Here is a 17,764-nt window from a genome sequence, read left to right as displayed (position 1 = left end):
CGTCCGACAGTGCGGCGAAGACCAGCGGCAGGTCGGACGGCATTTCGTTACTGTGCGGCAACGTTTTTCACTGCCTCCAGGTGTCGCTTCGCGAGTGCGAGTTCGGCGGTCCAGCCCTGCGAGTTGCCTTCGAAGCGTGCTCGGCGTTCGGCGGCATCCCCGGGGAGCGACTCGAATCCTGTTTCGATGACGTGTAATTCGGTCGAGGTGGGGGAGAGCGCGTCGAGCCGGAACTCGACGAGGGTGGACGGGCTGTCCGGATCGGTGTGGTCGGACAGCCAGCGGAACGCCGCGTAGTGCGGTTCGTCCAGGCTCACGGTGCGGAAGGTGAATGCGCCGTGGACGGGATCGTGGATTGTGGTCAGATCGCCGTCGCGCTCGAGCCGGTGTGCGGTCATGACTTCATCGTTGATGTACCAGCCCGGTTCGGCGACCAGCGCCCACACACGTGGCGCGGGAGCCTCGATGGTGATCCGCCGTTCGATGCGGTCGAAATTCTCGGTCATGACGGTGCCTCCTCTGTCTCCGGAAATCTCCTGTCACTGCAAGTGCAACCCAATGATTGCATGATGCTGTCGAGAATTGCAACCCTAGGGTTGCATATGGGTGCCGATCCCACATCTGATTCGCCGGGACGGTTGGAAGAGTTGACCGTACTGCGGCGGTGACTGTGACGGGCATCTGCCCGATCTCGCTCGAGCGAGGTCGTTCGTTCTTCGACGAACACTGGATGGCGAGACGGAAGATGGAAGTGCCGAACGGCTCGGCCCGCGGCGAATTGAGGACATACACGCGATCCGTTATCGGTCGACGAGGGCGAGGGAGTTGTGGGACACAAGAAGCATCAGGAGAAGGCGTCGGGAAAGTCTTCTCGTGTGAGTCCGGATTCCGATGTACTGCACGAGCGCAGGGTGGAAAACCGTGCGTCGACAGAGCGCGAACCGATGAAGAACAAGGAATACCGCCGTCTGCTCCGGCCGTTGCATGCCGAACTCGCCTCGTTGCAGGAGTGGGTGAAATCGTCCGGCGCGCGGATCTGTATCGTCTTCGAAGGTCGTGATACCGCCGGAAAGGGCGGCGTGATAAAAGCGATCACGGAGCGGGTCAGTCCGCGGGTGTTTCGGGTTGTTGCCCTGCCCGCCCCGACCGAGCGGGAAAAGTCGCAGATGTACATCCAGCGGTATCTTCCCCACTTTCCGGCCGGTGGCGAGGTCGTCATCTTCGACCGCAGTTGGTACAACCGTGCCGGGGTCGAGCGGGTGATGAACTTCTGCACGGAAGAGGAATCGAGGCGCTTCCTCGAGATCATCCCGACAGTCGAACGAACGATCGTCGACTCCGGCATCATCCTTCTGAAGTACTGGCTCGAGGTGAGTCAGGAGCAGCAGACACTGCGCCTGCAGGGCCGCATCGACGACCCGCGGAAGACGTGGAAGCTGTCGGATCTGGACCTGAAGTCCTACAGCCGCTGGTACGACTACTCCCGGGCACGGGACGAGATGTTCCATTTCACCGATACCGGCTGGGCGCCCTGGTATGTCGTCGTCAACGACGACAAGAAACGCGGACGGCTCAATGTCATCGCTCACCTGCTGAGTCAAGTCCCCTACGAGCCCCTCGAGCGCCTTGACTTCACCCTGCCGGAGCGGCAGAGTGCCGACGGATACAGGGCGCCGACCCAACCCCTTCACTGGATCCCGACACCCTACTGAGGATCTGCAGAAGGGAAGGATGAATGGTTATGGCCACCAATAAATCCGGGCCGGGGCGAGCGAACACCCTCACCGTCGAGCAGGTGCGCATTTCCTGGCACGCCCGCCACGCCGCGGATGTCCTCACTGCCCTGGCCTCCGACGGGCGATCGGGTCTCACGACAGGGGAGGTGGACGAACGTCGTCGTCGGTACGGCTCGAACACGATCGTCTCCGAACCCGCGCCGTCGGCATGGGCAATTGCGCTCGGACAACTGAAGGATCCGATGAACCTGATGCTGATTGCGGTTGCAGTCGTCAGTGTCGTGATCGGAGAGGTCCCCACGGCACTCGTCGTTGCCGTACTGGTCGGGCTCAACGTGGTTCTGGGCACGCGGCAGGAACTGAAAGCTCGCGCCAGTGTCGACGCGCTGGCGAAGATGCAGACCCCGCAGGCGCGGGTAATCCGAGATGGGACATTGATCGAGCTCGCCGCTACGGAGCTGGTGCCGGGGGACATTGTGCGGCTCGAAGCCGGAGATCTCGTTCCCGCAGACGGTCGGCTGATCAGATCGGCAACTCTCGAAACGCAGGAGGCGGCTCTGACAGGAGAGAGTGCCCCCGTTGCGAAGGATCCCGAAACGCTCTCCGCCGGCAATATCCCACTCGGCGACCGCAGCAACATGGTTTTCCAGAACACCTCCGTCACCCGCGGCACCGCCACGATGGTAGTTACAGAAGACCGGCATGGACACCGAGATGGGCCGGATCGCGTCGATGCTCTCGGCTGTAGCCCCGAGTAAGTCGCCACTGCAACGCGAGCTGGATTCACTGACCAAGATGCTCGGCATCATCGCGTGGACGGCGGTCGCGCTCATCGTGATCATCGGTGTGATCCGTGGGCCCTGACCACGGTTCTGTTGCTGGGAATCGCCATGGGAGTATCCGCGATTCCGACGGGTCTGCCGACGTTCGTCCAGGCCATGCTCGCTTTCGGTGCCCGGCAGCTTGCCGAGGCGAAGGCCGTCGTCAAGAACCTCTCCGATGTCGAAACGCTCGGCGCCACCAGTGCAATCAACTCGGACAAGACCGGCACGCTCACGATGAACCAGATGACGGTGCGCACGTTGTACTTCCACGGCCGGTGGTACACGGTCGACGGTGAGGGGTACAGCAAGTCGGGGAGGATCACCCGCGTTGCAGGCGACGATGTTCCCGACTTCACTCTTCTCGCGTACGGGCTTTGCCTCGACAGCGATGCCACCGTTTCGGACAGCGGAGAAGTCGTCGGTGATCCGACCGAGGCCGCACTGGTGGTGCTCGCGGCGAAGGTCGGCGTCGACGCTCCACTCACCCGGCGAACGTATCCCCGTGTCGCCGAGGTGCCTTTCGACTCCGCATACAAGTTCATGGCAACGTTCCACCATCTACAGGTGGACGGCGCCACGCAGTTCGTAGAACTCGTCAAGGGCGGCCCCGATGTAGTGCTCGCCAGATGCGCGACCGCCTACCGCCCCGGTAGGCAGGTAGTCGCCCTCGACGAGATGCGGGACGACTTGACGGCGGCAAATCGGACTCTGTCCGAGAAAGGCTTGCGGGTCCTGGCATTCGCAGTACGTCGACTGGACGGACAGGAGGAAGCGGCCCGGGCCGACCCGATGTCCTTCGTGGAGGACCTTACGTTCGTCGGCATGGTCGGCATCATCGATCCGCTCCGGCCGGAGGCGATCGATGCCGTGCGTACCGCTCACTCGGCAGGTATCGAAGTCCGCATGATCACCGGAGATCACGCGGTCACCGCATCCGCGATCGGTGCCGAACTGGGTCTCGGACCGGGTGCCATCGGAGGCCCGGAACTTCAAGCTATGACAGACGAGGACCTGACGGCCGCACTTCCGAATCTGCACGTGTTCGGCCGCGTCACCCCACAGGACAAGCTTCGCCTCGCCGACGTCATGCAGAAGAGCGGCGCGGTCGTCGCGATGACCGGAGATGCTGTCAACGACGCCGCGGCACTGAAGAAGGCCGACATCGGCGTCGCTATGGGGTCGGGCAGCGAAGTGACGAAGCAGGCCGGAAAGATTGTCCTGACCGACGACAACTTCGGCACCTTGATCACTGCAATTCGTTTGGGTCGCAACATCTACGAGAAGATCGTGTCGTACATCCGCTACCAGATGTCGAAGCTGTTCTCGCTGGTTCTGCTCTTTCTTGTCGCGAGCATCTTCGACATCAACGACGGGGTCGCCCTGACTCCGCTGATGGTGCTGTTCCAGCACTTCTTCATCACGCTGTTCCCGGTCGCAGTCATCATGCTCGACCCGCCGGCGCCGGACCTGATGAACAAACCACCCCGCGACCCGAAGACCCCCATTGCAAACAGAATCGCCTTTGTTCAGTGGTTGGCCTACGGGATCCTTCAATTCGCCGTCGCGCTGGTTGCAATGCTCCTCGCCCCAGGTGAAATGAGCACAACCGAGGCAAGCGTTCCGATGACGACAACGTTCGTGGTGCTGTCGTTCGGTTCTGTTTTTGCGGGACTCGTCATGCGACGCGACCCGGAATCCGGGCTCACCCCACCGATCCTCGGCGCACTGAAGATCCTGTCGATTCCGCTCATCGTGACGGTGTTTGCAGTCGAGTCGAGGTTCCTGCAGGACCTCCTCATGACCACGTCGCTGACCGGTAGCCAGTGGCTCGCCTGCCTGGGATGGTCACTGATCATCCCGATCGTCGTCGAAGCGGAGAAGGCGCTCCGGCGCCGGCACCACCTCCACTCGGAGCCGCCCGCACCGATGACCGCCCCAGCTGCCGTCAACCCCCGACGCGCACGCGTGCACTGATCTCCGGCACCGAACACACCTGCCCCGGGCACCGCCGATTCCCTGATCCTGCTGCCATGATTGGGTGATAATCGAAGGATGGGCTGGACAGGAAGCCTCGGCCGATTACCGGGGATCGCGACGGCCCGTGACTACCACCGGGAATGGCTGCGTTCCGATGTCACTGCCGGACTCGTCCTGACCGCCCTGCTCATCCCCGCCGGGATGGGGTACGCGGAGGCGGCCGGATTGCCCGCCTACGCCGGCCTCTACGCCACGATCGTGCCCCTCCTCGCCTACGCGGTGGTCGGCCCGTCGAAAATTCTCGTGCTCGGTCCGGATTCGTCGCTGGCACCGCTCATTGCTGCCGCCGTGCTACCCCTTGCCGTGGCCGACGACCCGGAGAGTGCCCTCGCTCTCGCGGGAGTCCTCGGTGTCCTCGTCGGCCTGATTCTTCTCGTGGGCGGCTTTCTGCGTCTCGGCTTTGTGACCGAACTGCTGTCGAAGCCCATCCGGCTCGGCTACCTGAACGCGATTGCACTCATCGTGGTGGTAGGGCAGCTTCCCAAGTTGCTCGGCTTCTCTGTCGACGCACCCGGACTCCTCGGAGAGATCCGGGAGGTCGGGCGGTCGGTGGTGCAGGGGGAGATCGACCCTGTCGCCGCCGGAATCGGTCTCGCCTCCCTCGCGATCATCGTGGGATTCCGGTTGTGGTTCTCTCGCGTACCCGGCGTCCTGGTCGCGGTGGTCGGCGCGATCGTTCTCTCTGCCGCGCTCGATCTCACCGACGACATCGGGATGGTGGGAGCATTACCGGAGGGGCTGCCGTTGCCTTCGTTCGGTGGAGTCGACTGGGGGGACGTGGGACGGCTCGTCGGGCCGGCGGCCGGAATCGCCCTGATCGCCTTCGCCGACACCGGAGTGCTCTCCCGCACGTTTGCTGCCCGGCGGGGCGAGGACGTGAACGGGAGCGCGGAGATGAAGGCCGTCGGTGTCGCCAACATCGCGGGCGGACTGTTCGGGGGGTTCCCCATCTCGGCCAGTGGTTCGCGGACACCGGTGGCCGAACAGAGCGGTGCCCGAACTCAATTCGCGTGCGTCGTCGGTGCCCTCGCGGTACTGGTCTTCATTCTTGTTGCCCCGGGCATCACCACCTACCTTCCCGATGCGACCTTGGGGGCGGTGGTGATCGTCGCGGCCACAGCGTTGGTGGACGTACGCGGCATGATCCGGATGTGGAAAATGAGCACGGTCGAGTTCGGTCTGGCCGTCGCCGCGTTCCTCGGTGTCGCCTTGGTGGGAGTGCTGCAAGGCATCCTCGTTGCGATCGGGTTGTCCTTCGTATCGGTGGTTGCCCACGCCTGGCGGCCTTACCACACCGAACTCGTGCGGACGGCCGATCGCCCCGGTTTTCACGATGTCGAGCGCCATCCGGAGGGCAGTCGCATTCCCGGACTTGTGCTGGTGCGGTTCGATGCCCCTCTCTTCTTCGCCAACGGTGAGATCTTCGATCAATATGTGCGCTCGGTGGTGGCGACATCGCCGAGCCCGGTCGAGTGGGTGATCGTGGCCGCCGAGCCGATCACCGGCCTCGACACCACGGCCGTCGACGAACTCGTCGACCTCGACATGTATCTCGACGGCAACGGGATCCGGCTTGCGTTCGCGGAGATGAAGGGGCCGATCAAGGATCGGCTTATCCAGTTCGGGGTGGGCGACAGGTTCGACGCGACACACTTCTATCCCACCGTCGACGCCGCCGTGACCGCATTTCACCATCGAGCCGAGCACACAAAATAGACGGCCGAAGACTGAACAAACTCGCGGGACAGGCGCGCATGGATTCTTTCCGGTATGGATTCCTTCCGGCCGATCGTCGGCTCGGCATCCGCGGCTTACGTTTCTGGCATGTCTCCTGCTGTTCGCGATCAACGCCGACGTATTCCGCGACCACAGGGCCTTGGGATGAATGAAGGCGTCCGGGTGTCTTTCTCTCAGCCTCGCGAAGCCGACGCGGACGCGATGTGTGGGGGGGAAGCCGTCTCCCAGAGGCGAACCCAGTCGAACATCGGCGCAGCGGGACGCACGCCAGGTCTCGTCCTGGGCACCCGCACCCGTAGGGCGCCCGGTTCGACGGTGCACCGCACCGGAGTCCGGAGCAGGAGGGATTCGCCGTCGACTCCCACGGGAATCTCCGGCGTGTCGGCGTCTACGACCACTTCCAACGCCGTTTGCTGTGTCAAGCCGCGAACGTTGGTGCGGCGCAGCAGGCCGATCGCCTGCCGGGTGTTCGCCACCGACACGGTGACCGCGCCGAGGGCGCCGTGATCGAGACGGTCCCGGCGATTCAGACCGGCCAGATCACTGTTGCCGTAGGGATTGTTGCTCACCAGGACTGCCTGCGGTCCCTCTACGACCGTCTCACCGATCCGTGCGAGCAAGCGCGGTCCGGCGTGCCCGGTGAGCAGATCGGGGAGCAGCGTGAGCACGGTTGCGGCCTTGTCGTCGCGGTATGCGGGACTGCGCACGATTTCGGCGTAGACCCCGAACGAGGCATTGTTGACGAAGGGCCGGCCGTTGATGGTGCCGAGGTCGACGCGCAGTTCGACACCGTCCCGGAGTGCGTCCAGCGATCGCGTCGGGTCGGTGCGGTCGAGTCCGAGATCCATCGCGAAGTGGTTGCGGGTTCCGGCGCTGATCACAAGGAACGGCAGGTGGTGTTCGGCCGCGACGGCCGCTACGAGTGCCTGGGTCCCGTCTCCGCCCGCCACCCCCAGCAAGTCGGCCCCTTGTGCGACCGCCCGCTGGGCCAGTGCGGTGACGTCGACGGTGGCCGGGCCTTCGAGCAGCGCGACGTCGGCGCCCAGCTCCTCGGCCTTGCGCTTCAAGTCGAACTTCGCGACCTTCCCGCCACCGGAATGCGGATTCATGATCAGGAATGGGTGCTTCGGTGGCGGAGCAGGATATTCGGGCATCGGCTCGGCACGTCCGCTACGCAACGCAACGCGGGCACAGACGACGGCCAGCAGCGCGAGCACGTACGAGAGCAGCACCACCCACAGCAGATGCGCGCGGACGAACAGTGCCAGAACGATGATCGGCGCGATGATCGCCACCGCCAGGGAGATCCACCTGAGCACTCCGCGCCGAATGAGGAACCAGTACAACGCCGCCACCGTGACCACGACACCACCGATCCCCACCACGAGCAACGCCACGGTGCCCAGCACCCCGGCGAACAGAACGGGCACCGCCGCCGCACCGACGGCGAACACGAACGCCCCGCGCGCCCACCAGCGCTGGTCACGGTCGCTGGTATCGGTACCTGATCTGTTCACGTGGCTACTCCCTCAGCGACGACGCGTGCTTCCTCGCGACGGTGCGACGTCCCGTCGCAATCCATCTTCCGCCGTGCGCGGAGGCGATCGCAGCACATTGCACGTCTCGGACGGCGGGCAGCGACACATTCACGGGGTGTGCGCGGAACTGCCGCGGGTTACAGCGCAGTCCGGCCGCCTCTGATACGTAGTATCTAGTCATGTCGCCTACGACGGACGAACCCCGCGAGAGCGCAGCGGACGCCCTCGCCCAACGGGTCGAGGTGCACTGGCGGGAGGCTTTCACCTGGGCCGAGGCGTTGCGCGAGCTGGCAGCGGTGGACCGGGCGGTGTTCGAGGCCATCGCCCGAACCCCTACCGGCACGTTGGACGTGCCCATCCGCCGGCTCTCGAACTTCGCCAACCATTCTCGTCTATGGCTGGCTGTCGCCTCCGCAATCGGGCTGGCCGGGGGCAACCGGGGACGGCGGGCCGCCACCGTGGGTGTCGCGTCGATCGCCGTCACCTCGGCAACGGTGAACGTCGCCGTCAAACCCGTCTTCGCACGGCGGCGCCCCGACCGCGCGGGGCTCGGCCTGTTCGACGGCCGCCACATAGCCTCTCCGGGATCCACCTCGTTTCCCTCCGGTCACGCGGCGTCAGGCTTCGCATTCGCGTGGGCGGTAAGCCGCGACCTGCCCGTGCTGTCGGTGCCGCTCGGGCTGCTCGCAGCCGCGGTGGCCTATTCGCGGGTCCATACCGGTGTGCACTACCCCGGCGACGTGATCGTCGGGTCCGTCCTCGGGACCGCAACGGCGGCGACGGTTGCGGCTGTGCGCGACCGATACTCGCGACGAAACCACGTTCTCGCAGGGCTGTAGGGGCATACGATATGTACGTCCACCTATCGAACGACCCGCGGCGGCATCAATCGAGCTGAGCATGCCAGGATGATGGTGTCGCGGCTGCACCGAGGATCGGTTCGATGCTGTTTTCGATGTCGATGCACCTTGAATGTGGGTAAGGCGTCATGGAATCCGGCTCTCATGCGCACACGGATAACCGGCACCGGCCGATCCGGAGTCCCGAGCATGAGCCTCCGCCGACTCCCGGTTGCATTGTCGATGCCCGCGGTGCCACGCCGAGCTGCGCCGAAGTAGCAGGAATTGAAAAGTACTTCCCTCCGGCAGGCTGCGATGACCTTGCCTATGCCGCCGGTCCAGTATCGAGGAGGTCCTCGCCATGGATTCATTCTGGGACTATGTCTGGTACACGATCATCGTGTTCGCCTTCGTCGCGTACCTGATCGTACTTTTTCATATCGTGGTCGACGTGTTCCGAGACAACACCCTGTCCGGATTCACCAAAGGGGTGTGGATGATCGCACTCGTGTTCTTTCCCTACATCAGTGCCTTCATTTATCTGATCGCCCGGGGTAGGGGTATGTCCCTGCGCTCACAGCAGGCGCAGACAGAAGCTCAACAGGCGGCCGACGACTACATCCGACGGGTCGCGGTGGGTAAGTCTGCGCCCGAGCAGATCGCCGATGCGAAGGCGCTTCTGGACTCCGGAGCGATCAATGCGACCGAATTCGAGCAACTCAAAGCGCAGGCTCTGGGGCGGAATACCGCTGCCGGCGACAGTGCTCCTGTTGCCTGAACGTGGCGATTGCGACACCACGGGTACAGCGAGGTCGTCTGCTGTCGCAACCCCGGAGTGCGCCACTTTTTACACAGCGGTTCGATACTGCAGGACTTGAGATGAACACGACAAGCGCCACACCGGGCAGTGCCATCGCAGATCGGCTTGCCGCCGAGTTCGCGAGCCACATCCCGCGGGACCGGATCGAAGTGTTGGTTGCGGGCTGTCTCGTTGACCTGCAGGGGATCCCGGTACCGGATCTGCCGGAACTCGGCGAACGCCTCGCCCGGCAACGCCTGCTCGATCTGCTCGAGGGCCCCCAAAGCATAGTGGCGTAGCCCCCGCGGTCGTGGTGGAGGACGGATACTGCCGTCCACTCGTCCGGCCGACTCCGAATTCCTCGGTTCCGTCGCCGGGCCATCCGCAGGAGGTGTACAACATGGATTCGTTTGCGAAGGCACCTGTCGACTCCGGGGCGATCACGGCTGCCGAGTTCGAACAGTTCGAGGCTCGCGTGCTGGGGCAGAGTGCCCTGGGGAGCAGCGAGATGCCGAACCGCTAGTGCCGCAACTGTCCTCGAGGTCGCCGACACAGGTGCCTGGACCCCGTCCTTCGGGGAGGAGTTCGATGATGACCACTGCACCGTCGTGGTCCGTGCGTTGGTGGCGGCGCGCGCCGTGGCATCGGAGCCCATTGCTGCGCCGTGGCGATCGGATCGAGTCGACGGTAGCGCTTGTCGTGGCCGCGTTCGTGGTGATGATGGTGCCCATCGCAGCCACCTACGGCACCATTACCTACGGCAACCTGGCCGCGCAGGCGCAGCTGTACCAGCGGATCCACCGTCAGGTCGAGGCCACCGTTCTGGACACGGTCCCGCCCGAAGCCGCGATGGCGACATCGCAGACCGATCACCCGCCGGCGCCGGCTACCGTCCCTGCCGATCGCCGGTGGGTGCGGTGGAGCATGGACGGACACGCACACACCGCCCAGTTGAGCCGGCCCGCCGACGTCAGACACGGCGAGAGGATCGGGATCTGGATCGACTCTCGTGGCGTCCCGGTCGAGGCTCCGCGCAGCGGGACGGACAGTGCCGCCACAGCGGTGATCGGGGCGCTGGCACTGTGGGCTGTCGTGCTGGCCGGCGGATCGGGGCTCTGGTACGCGGTGCATCGGGCGAGCCGACACCGCCGACTGCAGGGATGGGAGCGCGAGTGGGACCGGGCGGACAACGCCTCCGGATGGTCCGCCGGTTGACCGGAGCCGCACCGCCGCCAGAGGCGACTCGTCGATGCGCCCGATGAGCACGGACGCCCTGCCCGAAAGGGGCAGGGCGTCCGTCTTGGGCAGCGGCGAGCCCAAGCCGAGAGGCCCGTCCGCCACGTGGGGGACGGGCCGTATACGTCGTGGCGCCGGGCCCCGAAGCGATCTCCGAACGTCAACCGCATCGAGATGGCCGGAATGCAGACGCTGCGCCGGTCGAGTGGCGTGGTCAGGACGCGAGGATCCGCGCCTTCTCGGCCTCGAACTCGGTGTCGGTGAGCACGCCTTGCGATTTCAGTTCGGCGAGGTCCTTCAATGCGGCGATCCGGTCCGTCCCTCCGGAAGCGGGCGGCGCGGGGACCGGTTCGGGCGGGTACTGCGTGGAGTTGTCGTATCGAGGTTGTTCCTGCGGTGCCCAGCGGCGTCCTTGCCGTCGGGAGACCCGGTTGGAGACGGCGGTGGCGGTTCCGGCCACCACAGCGGTGCGGGCGACCCCGCGAAGCAGTCCGGGCATGGCGCACTCCTTGTACTCGACGGTGATGGAAATTCGAACTATGTTGTCCTGCTTCAGGTGTCGGTTCCGAGCGCGTCGAGAGAAGATAGGATGCTCTGCACCGGGATCCGGCCGGATGCGACGAGTTGGGCGCCGTTTCGGCGCAGGGCCCGTGCGAGGGGCGCGGCCCAAGTGTTCTCGTAGACCAGGACGGCGGCCGAGCAACCGGGCTCGAGTGCGGCTCCGGCTTCTGCGAAGTCGGTGTGGTCGAGCAGACCGGAGGCGGCCTCGGCGAACAAGGTCACGTCGATCTCGCCCTCGAGGCCGACCTCGGCGATGTCGATGCCGGAGACGGAGCCGTCGGTGCCTTTTCGGACGAACGCCAGGTCCAGCACCCGAATGATGCCGCGCTCGACCAGGTCGTGCAGCAGTGGGAGTGCCGAGCCGTTCGGGGGGCGGTCGGCGGGGAATTCGATGACGAGATAGTCGATCGGGCCCATCTCGTCGATGTCGGAGTCGGTCACCAGCAGCCTCGTTTCAGCGACGGAACCAGTCTTCGGCGGCGGGCCGGGAACGGACGACGGCGGCGACGCCGGGTCGATGCCCCCTCGGAACACCGCACCACCGGTTCGACGATAGTCCCGCCCGGGCCCGCGGCATCGGCGTTTGGGCAGCCGGCCTCGCGACCATGTAGCACCGCCACCGCGCCGATATCCATGCCACCGCCCGGGTACGCCCATCCGTGATCGTTTCGCCACCGGAAAAGAGCCGAAGCCCATGCCGAAACGGGTATGGAGGCGCACACTGACGATAACAATCCCGCTTCCGAAGGAGACCGTCATGTCTCAGCGTACGCGTGCCGACCAGGAGGGCGTATCCGTCAAACAGGGAATCGCGGCGGGGACGTCGGTGGGAGCGGCAATTATCATGGCCACCATCGGTATCGTGCAGCTGTTCCAGGGAATTGCGGCGGTGGCCGAGGACGAGCTCTTCGTCCAGGGTCAGGAGTACACCTTCAAATTCGACTTCACCACCTGGGGCTGGGTGCACATCGTGTTGGGTGTGGTGATGATCGTTGTGGGCATCGCCTTGATCACCGGCGCGACGTGGGCGCGGGTGATGGGAATTGTCATTGCGGCGTTGTCGATCCTCGCGAATTTCTTGTGGCTGCCGTATTACCCGGGGTGGTCACTCGTGATCATCGCGCTGGATGTGGTGGTGATCTGGGCGATCTCGACCTGGAACCCCCGCGCCGAGTACTACTGACCTCGTTCCGCTGATGTCGGCGGCTCCACCGGATTCTGGTCTCACCGGTCGGGCGAGAGTTCCCCGGCAGCGATGCGAAGCGGTGGCCGGAAGGGACAACTCCGACGATGACGGACACCGGGCAGCCCGACAAGGACACTCCCACCGGTCGGTTGGGTAGCGACGAGCGCGCCGAGCTCGAGCGGTTGCGTGCCGAGGTCGCCACGCTGCGGGAGCGGACCGCGGCCGGGGTGGCGGCGCCCGCGCCGCTGCCGCCCCGGGTGCCGCGGCACGGGTGGCGGTGGGCCGCGGTGGCCTTGCTGAGCGTCCTGGTCGCGGTTCTGGCGATCACCTCGGTGACCGCGCGGTTCGTGCGCGGTGAGATCCTCGACACCGACCGGTACGTGAGCACGGTCGCGCCTCTGGCCTCCGACCCGGCGGTGCAAACGCAGATCGCGAATTCGATCACCGACGAGATCTTCGTCCGCGTCGATGTCGAGGGGCTGACCGCCGATGCGCTGACCGCCCTGACCGACGCCGTGCCGGCCACCGCGGACGCCCCGCGGGTGGACCGCGCGGTCGAGGGCCTGGCCCCGGTGATCGCCGGGCAGGCTCGCAGTTTCGTCAACCAGACGGTGTCCTCGTTCGTGCAGAGCGACCGGTTCGAGGAGCTGTGGGGTCAGGCCAACCGTGCCGCGCATACCGCGCTGGTGGCGGTGGTGACCGGGGACCTCGGACCGTCGTCGGTGGCGGTCGACGAGTCGGGCACCGTCAGTATCTCGCTGGGCACGGTGATCGAGAACGTCAAGGCGCGGTTGCTCGAGCGCGGTTTCACCTTCGCCGAGAAGATTCCGAGCATCGACAAGCAGTTCGTGCTGTTCCGGTCGCCGGAGTTGGTGCGGGCCCAGCGGGCGGTCAATACCCTCGACAACGTCTCGGATGTGTTGCCGTGGCTCACGATCGCGGCCGCGGTCGCTGCGGTGGCCGTCGCGCCACCCGGTCGACGCCGACGCGCCCTGTGCGTGGTGGGTCTCGCGCTGGCGGTGGGAATGCTGGTGCTAGCGATTGCGCTCCTGGTGGCCCGGGCGCTGTATCTGGACCAGGTTCCTCCGGATGTGTTGTCGCCGGACGCGGCCTCCGCGATCGTCGATACGGTGTTGGTGCCGCTGCGGGCAGCGCTGCGGGCGGTTGCCGTGCTCGGGCTGGTGGTGGCGGTCGGGGCGTATCTGACCGGGGATTCGTCCTCGGCCGTGGCGGTGCGCCGTGGTTTCGGTCGCGGTCTCGACCTGGTGCAACGCGCACGTCACCCGCGTCCTCCGAATCCGTTCGAGTTGTGGGTTTTTCACGCTCGCATTGCGCTGCGGTCGGCGATCGTCGGTATCGCCGCGCTGCTGTTGATGTTCTGGCGTTATCCCACCGGTGCGGTGGTGGTGTGGATCGTGATCGGCGCGTTACTGGCGTTGCTGGCCATGGAAGTGGTGATGCGGCCCGCCCGCGGCGGACCCGAGCCGCCCGCCGTCCAAGAGCCGCAGCAAACCCCGCCCGAAAGCGCGACGGCGAGCCCACCGGTGGACAGCCCGGAGGAAGGGACTGTCCCGTGACCGACAGTGCCGCGCCCGTCCAGACCGCGGCAGGGGATGATGAGGACCGGCCGGTCGAGTCGGTAGGCCACCGGAAACTGCTGTACGTCACCCTCCCGGGGTGCTGGGGCGCACTGCTGTTCGCGTGCCTGTCGTTCACGCCGTCGCTACTTCCGCGCGGCGGTCTGCTCCAGGGGATGATCTGCGGCATCACCGCCGCAATCGGCTACGGGTTGGGGGTGTTCGCGGCGTTCGTGTGGCGCGCATTCGCCGACCGAGGCCCTCGACGTCCGCGGCGCGGCTCCTGGTACGTCTTCCTCGTCGCCGCGGTGGTACTGCTCGTCGGCTCGTTCAGCGCCGGGCAGTACTGGCAGCACGAAATCCGCGCGGTGATGGGCGTCAGCGAGTACAACGTAGCGCTCGTGGTCCTGTCTCCCGTCGTGGCTGCGGTGATGTTCTGTCTTCTCCTGGCGGTCGGGCGCGGTGTCCGGGGGTTGTACCACTGGCTGGCCGCTCAGCTCGACCGGTGGATCGGACATCGTGCGGCGACTGTGGTGGGATGGGTCGCAGTCGCCGCACTCGTCTATGCGATCGTCTCGGGTGTGCTGCTCAGCGGACTCGTCAGCGTCGCCAACCAGGCATTCTCGGTGCGCGACACCATGACCGAAGAAGGCATCGAGCAACCTGTGTCCGGACTGCGTTCGGGCGGACCGGGATCGGTGGTGCCGTGGGATTCGTTGGGGTGGCAGGGACGCATTTTCGTCGGCTCCGGCCCCTCCACGGAGGACATCTCCCGGTTCACCGGTGACCCGGCCGTCGAGCCGATCCGGATCTATGCCGGACTGGCGTCGTCCGACGACTCGGAATCCCGGGCGGCATCGGCAGTCGACGACCTCGTTCGTGCCGGCGGCTTCGATCGGGAGAACCTTCTGGTGGTCACCACCACGGGGAGTGGATGGGTGGACCCGGCGCTCGTGGATTCGTTCGAGTATTTCGCCGGCGGCGACGCGGCAACCGTAGCGGTCCAGTACTCGTACCTGCCGTCGTGGATCTCCTATCTGGTCGATCAGTCGAAGGCACGGGAAGCGGGCCGCGACCTGTTCGACGCGGTGTACGACGTGTGGTCGAAACTGCCACAGGACGATCGCCCCCGGCTGTTCGTCGCGGGGGAGAGTCTCGGCTCGTTCGGAGGCGAGACCGCGTTCAGCGGCGAAGCCGATCTTCGCAACCGCACGTCCGGGACGCTGTTTGCCGGTCCCCCGAATTTCAACACGCTGTTCCGGGAGTTCAGCGATCGACGCGAGCCGGACAGCCCGGAGGTCGAACCGGTCTACAAGGACGGGCGCACCGTGCGGTTCACCAACGACCCTCGGGATGGGATCCCTCCGGGCGACCGCGCCTGGGAAGAGACTCGGGTCCTGTATCTGATGCATCCGTCCGACCCGATCGTCTGGTGGAGCCCGAATTTGATACTCCGAGAACCAGATTGGATCGGACAGGAACCGGGACGGGACGTGTTGGAGGAAATGTTCTGGGTTCCGTTCGTGACGTTCTGGCAGATCACGGCGGACTTGCCGTTCTCCACCGGGTTCCCGGCCGGCCACGGCCACAAGTACTCCTCCGAGTACGTCGACGGCTGGAACGCGGTCATGCAACCGACAGATATCACCCCGGAGCAACTCACGGATCTCCGAGAGATCATCGACGCCGGGGAATAGTCGGCCTATCGCGTCGGCGTCCGGGTCAGCCTCGTCCTGCCGCTTCACCGGACCCGGGAGGGTCGGCATAGCGCACGCGCATCATGCGGAACGATGTGAACATCCCCACGAGACCGGCGAGAAGCGGGATGAGCAACGCGATCTGAAGCGCGAGAGGCCGGGTGTCGGTGTTGATGCGAACGATCTCGTCTCGAATCTCCGGGGGCTGGTCGACGAGCAACTCTTCGAGCCGGGTGTTGCTCATCACCTGGGCATCGTCCTCGAGCACCTGCGCCACCTGTTGCTGTTCTGCCGGAGGGAGCACAGTGCTCGATTCCGCCCTCGCCGTGAAGGTGAGGGACAGCGTTGCCAGCATGATGGCGCCGGCGAACGCCAGCCCGAACGACAGCCCGAACGATCCCGCCGCCGAGTTCACGCCGGCGGCTTCGCTGATTCGTTCCTCCTCGATCGGAGCCAGTGTGTAGTTGTTGAGTTGAGATACCAGCAAGCCCAGACCCGATCCGGCAATGACCAACGGAAGTATGAGGCCCCAGCCGAATTCGGCCCGTGGCACGATCGGAATCAGCACCGCGATCCCGATGGTCAACAACACGAATCCCCATCGGATGATGCCGCTGGGGCGTCGGTCACCGATCTTGTTGCCCGCGAGCAATGCCACTGCGAACATGCTGAGCGAGAGGGGAGCGAGGGACAGACCCGCTTGCATTGCGTTGTACTCGAGCACCATCTGCAGGTAGATCGGTAGCGCAATCATCGTGCCACCCAGGGCGATCTGCTGAAGCATCTGTCCCGTGATCCCCAGTCGGAAGATTTTGGAGCGCAACAAACCGGGGTCCAGCAGCACCGGTTTTCCTCGACTTTTGCGCTGTACGAGCCAGTAGGTCAGGCCGGCCATTGCAATCGCACCGAGAGCCAGGAGCGCACCGACGGATTCGCCGCCCTCTTGCCACACCAGGATTCCCAGCACGATGCCGCCCATCCCGAGGACGGAGAGGAGCGCACCGACCAGGTCGATTCCTCGGGGTCCCGTGTACGGCACATCGTGGACCAGTCGGATGCCGGAGAGCACGACCGCGATGATGACGACCTCGAGCACGAACCCGACGCGCCATGAGAGGTAGGTGGTGATGAAACCGCCGAGTAGGGGTCCAACGGCAGCAGCGATCGCGGCCGCCGCTCCGACCAGAGCGTAGACCTTCTTCTGGGCGTCGCCTTCGAAGTTGCCGTGGATGAGAGACTGCATGGCGGGCAACAGGAGCGAGGCGCCGATCCCACCCAGCACGGCCCAGAAGATGATTATCGCGGTCAGGTTCTGTGCAAGTGCCATTGCCGACGCACCGACGGCGTAGCCGAGCAGACCTACCACGTATGCCCGTTTGCGGCCGATGAGATCGCCGACCTTGCCGCCGATCAAGATGAACGCGGCAGATACCAGCGCCTCGAGCGCGATCGCCGCCTGGACTCCGCTGACGGTTGTGTCGAGGTCGCGAACCACCGACGAGATCGACACGTTCATCAGCGATGTGTCGACGACGAGAACGAACATCGCCATCGCCAGCAGGAAGGCGAGCAGGCGTTGAGAACCCGCTGCCTTCTCGGAGGGATCGCTGGTCGTTGGTCCCTGCGTCACGGCGACTTCCTAGGCGCACCCATTCCCGTCCGAGCCCCTGGCCCGGGGTGGAAATGGAAGGGCGGATGAGCTTCGAGTGCGAGGTGCACCCGCAACATCGAGTGTCTCATGAGTGGGGGGCGGCATATCCGGGATCGAAAGGCGGGCGCGCTTGTGCGCGGTCGAAGGATCCGACATCGCCGGCTTCTTTTCCGTTCGGAGCGGCCACCTGTGCTGCGGCGGTTACGGTGGGTACATACTCAGGGCGCCGTAGTTGTTGATTAGCGACCCCGTGAGCTGGGGTTTTCGTTTTATTCGAGGTGCTGTCCGGGCCGGTGGAGCGGGCATGGGGACAGGGATTGATCATGGGTGTGTCTTACGCATCCAA

General features: G+C 65.3%; 15 protein-coding genes and 1 pseudogene. 11 read left to right on the top strand and 5 right to left on the bottom strand.

The window, feature by feature from the left end; all coding sequences use genetic code 11:
- Positions 1-47: 47 nt before the first annotated feature.
- A complete protein-coding gene (locus Q8814_RS17235; RefSeq protein WP_330153233.1) occupies positions 48-506 on the bottom strand; it encodes an SRPBCC family protein in 459 nt (152 codons plus the stop codon).
- A 390-nt stretch (positions 507-896) separates the two neighbouring features.
- On the opposite strand from Q8814_RS17235, the gene ppk2 reads away from it, so the two are divergent.
- The 3 genes and pseudogenes from ppk2 to Q8814_RS17220 all read left to right on the top strand — a co-directional run bounded on the left by ppk2 (position 897) and on the right by Q8814_RS17220 (position 6,313).
- Positions 897-1,712, top strand: coding sequence for a polyphosphate kinase 2 (gene ppk2, locus Q8814_RS17230; RefSeq protein ID WP_330153234.1), 816 nt, complete (start codon positions 897-899; stop codon positions 1,710-1,712).
- Positions 1,713-1,741: 29 nt separating this feature from the next.
- A pseudogene (locus tag Q8814_RS17225) lies at positions 1,742-4,534 on the top strand (cation-translocating P-type ATPase).
- Between the two features lie 78 nt (positions 4,535-4,612).
- Positions 4,613-6,313: a SulP family inorganic anion transporter gene (locus Q8814_RS17220; protein ID WP_330153232.1), complete on the top strand. Its 1,701-nt coding sequence runs from the start codon at positions 4,613-4,615 to the stop codon at positions 6,311-6,313.
- Positions 6,314-6,507: 194 nt separating this feature from the next.
- Here Q8814_RS17220 and Q8814_RS17215 read toward each other — a convergent pair whose 3' ends face one another.
- Positions 6,508-7,851, bottom strand: coding sequence for a diacylglycerol/lipid kinase family protein (locus Q8814_RS17215; RefSeq protein ID WP_330153231.1), 1,344 nt, complete (start codon positions 7,849-7,851; stop codon positions 6,508-6,510).
- A gap of 200 nt (positions 7,852-8,051) precedes the next feature.
- On the opposite strand from Q8814_RS17215, the gene Q8814_RS17210 reads away from it, so the two are divergent.
- From Q8814_RS17210 to Q8814_RS17190, 5 genes are all read left to right on the top strand, one after another.
- Positions 8,052-8,711 carry a phosphatase PAP2 family protein gene (locus Q8814_RS17210; RefSeq protein ID WP_330153230.1) on the top strand — a complete coding sequence of 220 codons (660 nt, stop codon included), beginning with the start codon at positions 8,052-8,054 and terminating at the stop codon, positions 8,709-8,711.
- Positions 8,712-9,072: 361 nt separating this feature from the next.
- Positions 9,073-9,489 carry an SHOCT domain-containing protein gene (locus tag Q8814_RS17205; protein WP_330153229.1) on the top strand — a complete coding sequence of 139 codons (417 nt, stop codon included), beginning with the start codon at positions 9,073-9,075 and terminating at the stop codon, positions 9,487-9,489.
- A 101-nt stretch (positions 9,490-9,590) separates the two neighbouring features.
- Positions 9,591-9,809, top strand: a complete 219-nt coding sequence (locus tag Q8814_RS17200) for a three-helix bundle dimerization domain-containing protein (RefSeq protein ID WP_330153228.1) — start codon at positions 9,591-9,593, stop codon at positions 9,807-9,809.
- A 101-nt stretch (positions 9,810-9,910) separates the two neighbouring features.
- Positions 9,911-10,033, top strand: a complete 123-nt coding sequence (locus Q8814_RS17195) for a hypothetical protein (protein ID WP_330153227.1) — start codon at positions 9,911-9,913, stop codon at positions 10,031-10,033.
- Between the two features lie 65 nt (positions 10,034-10,098).
- Positions 10,099-10,725: an Rv1733c family protein gene (locus tag Q8814_RS17190; RefSeq protein ID WP_330153226.1), complete on the top strand. Its 627-nt coding sequence runs from the start codon at positions 10,099-10,101 to the stop codon at positions 10,723-10,725.
- Positions 10,726-10,960: 235 nt separating this feature from the next.
- On the opposite strand, the gene Q8814_RS17185 is transcribed toward Q8814_RS17190, so the two are convergent.
- Both Q8814_RS17185 and Q8814_RS17180 read right to left on the bottom strand, forming a co-directional pair.
- Positions 10,961-11,245, bottom strand: a complete 285-nt coding sequence (locus Q8814_RS17185) for an SHOCT domain-containing protein (RefSeq protein ID WP_330153225.1) — start codon at positions 11,243-11,245, stop codon at positions 10,961-10,963.
- A 53-nt stretch (positions 11,246-11,298) separates the two neighbouring features.
- Entirely contained in the window at positions 11,299-11,748 is a 450-nt protein-coding gene (locus Q8814_RS17180) for a DUF6325 family protein (protein ID WP_330153224.1), read from the bottom strand.
- A gap of 316 nt (positions 11,749-12,064) precedes the next feature.
- On the opposite strand from Q8814_RS17180, the gene Q8814_RS17175 reads away from it, so the two are divergent.
- The 3 genes from Q8814_RS17175 (at position 12,065) to Q8814_RS17165 (ending at position 15,767) form a co-directional block, all read left to right on the top strand.
- Positions 12,065-12,490: a DUF7144 family membrane protein gene (locus tag Q8814_RS17175; protein WP_330153223.1), complete on the top strand. Its 426-nt coding sequence runs from the start codon at positions 12,065-12,067 to the stop codon at positions 12,488-12,490.
- Positions 12,491-12,597: 107 nt separating this feature from the next.
- Complete coding sequence (locus Q8814_RS17170) at positions 12,598-14,070, top strand: hypothetical protein (RefSeq protein WP_330153222.1); 1,473 nt, start codon at positions 12,598-12,600, stop codon at positions 14,068-14,070.
- On the top strand, positions 14,067-15,767 hold the full coding sequence (locus Q8814_RS17165) for an alpha/beta hydrolase (RefSeq protein ID WP_330153221.1): 1,701 nt from the start codon (positions 14,067-14,069) through the stop codon (positions 15,765-15,767). The genes Q8814_RS17170 and Q8814_RS17165 overlap by 4 nt, the downstream gene beginning before the upstream one ends.
- Positions 15,768-15,792: 25 nt before the next feature.
- Here Q8814_RS17165 and Q8814_RS17160 read toward each other — a convergent pair whose 3' ends face one another.
- Positions 15,793-17,397 carry an MFS transporter gene (locus tag Q8814_RS17160; protein WP_330153220.1) on the bottom strand — a complete coding sequence of 535 codons (1,605 nt, stop codon included), beginning with the start codon at positions 17,395-17,397 and terminating at the stop codon, positions 15,793-15,795.
- Positions 17,398-17,764: the final 367 nt, after the last annotated feature.

It is taken from the genome of Rhodococcus chondri, assembly GCF_036327435.1.
GTDB lineage: Bacteria > Actinomycetota > Actinomycetes > Mycobacteriales > Mycobacteriaceae > Rhodococcus > Rhodococcus chondri.
This window is presented reverse-complemented; position numbering and strand designations above follow the sequence as displayed.

Coding starts and splice junctions, on each gene's coding strand:
- Q8814_RS17235 (WP_330153233.1), bottom strand. CDS start 506: ATGACCGAGAATTTCGACCGCATCGAACGGCGGATCACCATCGAGGCT.
- Q8814_RS17220 (WP_330153232.1), top strand. CDS start 4,613: ATGGGCTGGACAGGAAGCCTCGGCCGATTACCGGGGATCGCGACGGCC.
- Q8814_RS17210 (WP_330153230.1), top strand. CDS start 8,052: ATGTCGCCTACGACGGACGAACCCCGCGAGAGCGCAGCGGACGCCCTC.
- Q8814_RS17205 (WP_330153229.1), top strand. CDS start 9,073: ATGGATTCATTCTGGGACTATGTCTGGTACACGATCATCGTGTTCGCC.
- Q8814_RS17200 (WP_330153228.1), top strand. CDS start 9,591: ATGAACACGACAAGCGCCACACCGGGCAGTGCCATCGCAGATCGGCTT.
- Q8814_RS17195 (WP_330153227.1), top strand. CDS start 9,911: ATGGATTCGTTTGCGAAGGCACCTGTCGACTCCGGGGCGATCACGGCT.
- Q8814_RS17190 (WP_330153226.1), top strand. CDS start 10,099: ATGATGACCACTGCACCGTCGTGGTCCGTGCGTTGGTGGCGGCGCGCG.
- Q8814_RS17185 (WP_330153225.1), bottom strand. CDS start 11,245: ATGCCCGGACTGCTTCGCGGGGTCGCCCGCACCGCTGTGGTGGCCGGA.
- Q8814_RS17175 (WP_330153223.1), top strand. CDS start 12,065: ATGTCTCAGCGTACGCGTGCCGACCAGGAGGGCGTATCCGTCAAACAG.
- Q8814_RS17170 (WP_330153222.1), top strand. CDS start 12,598: ATGACGGACACCGGGCAGCCCGACAAGGACACTCCCACCGGTCGGTTG.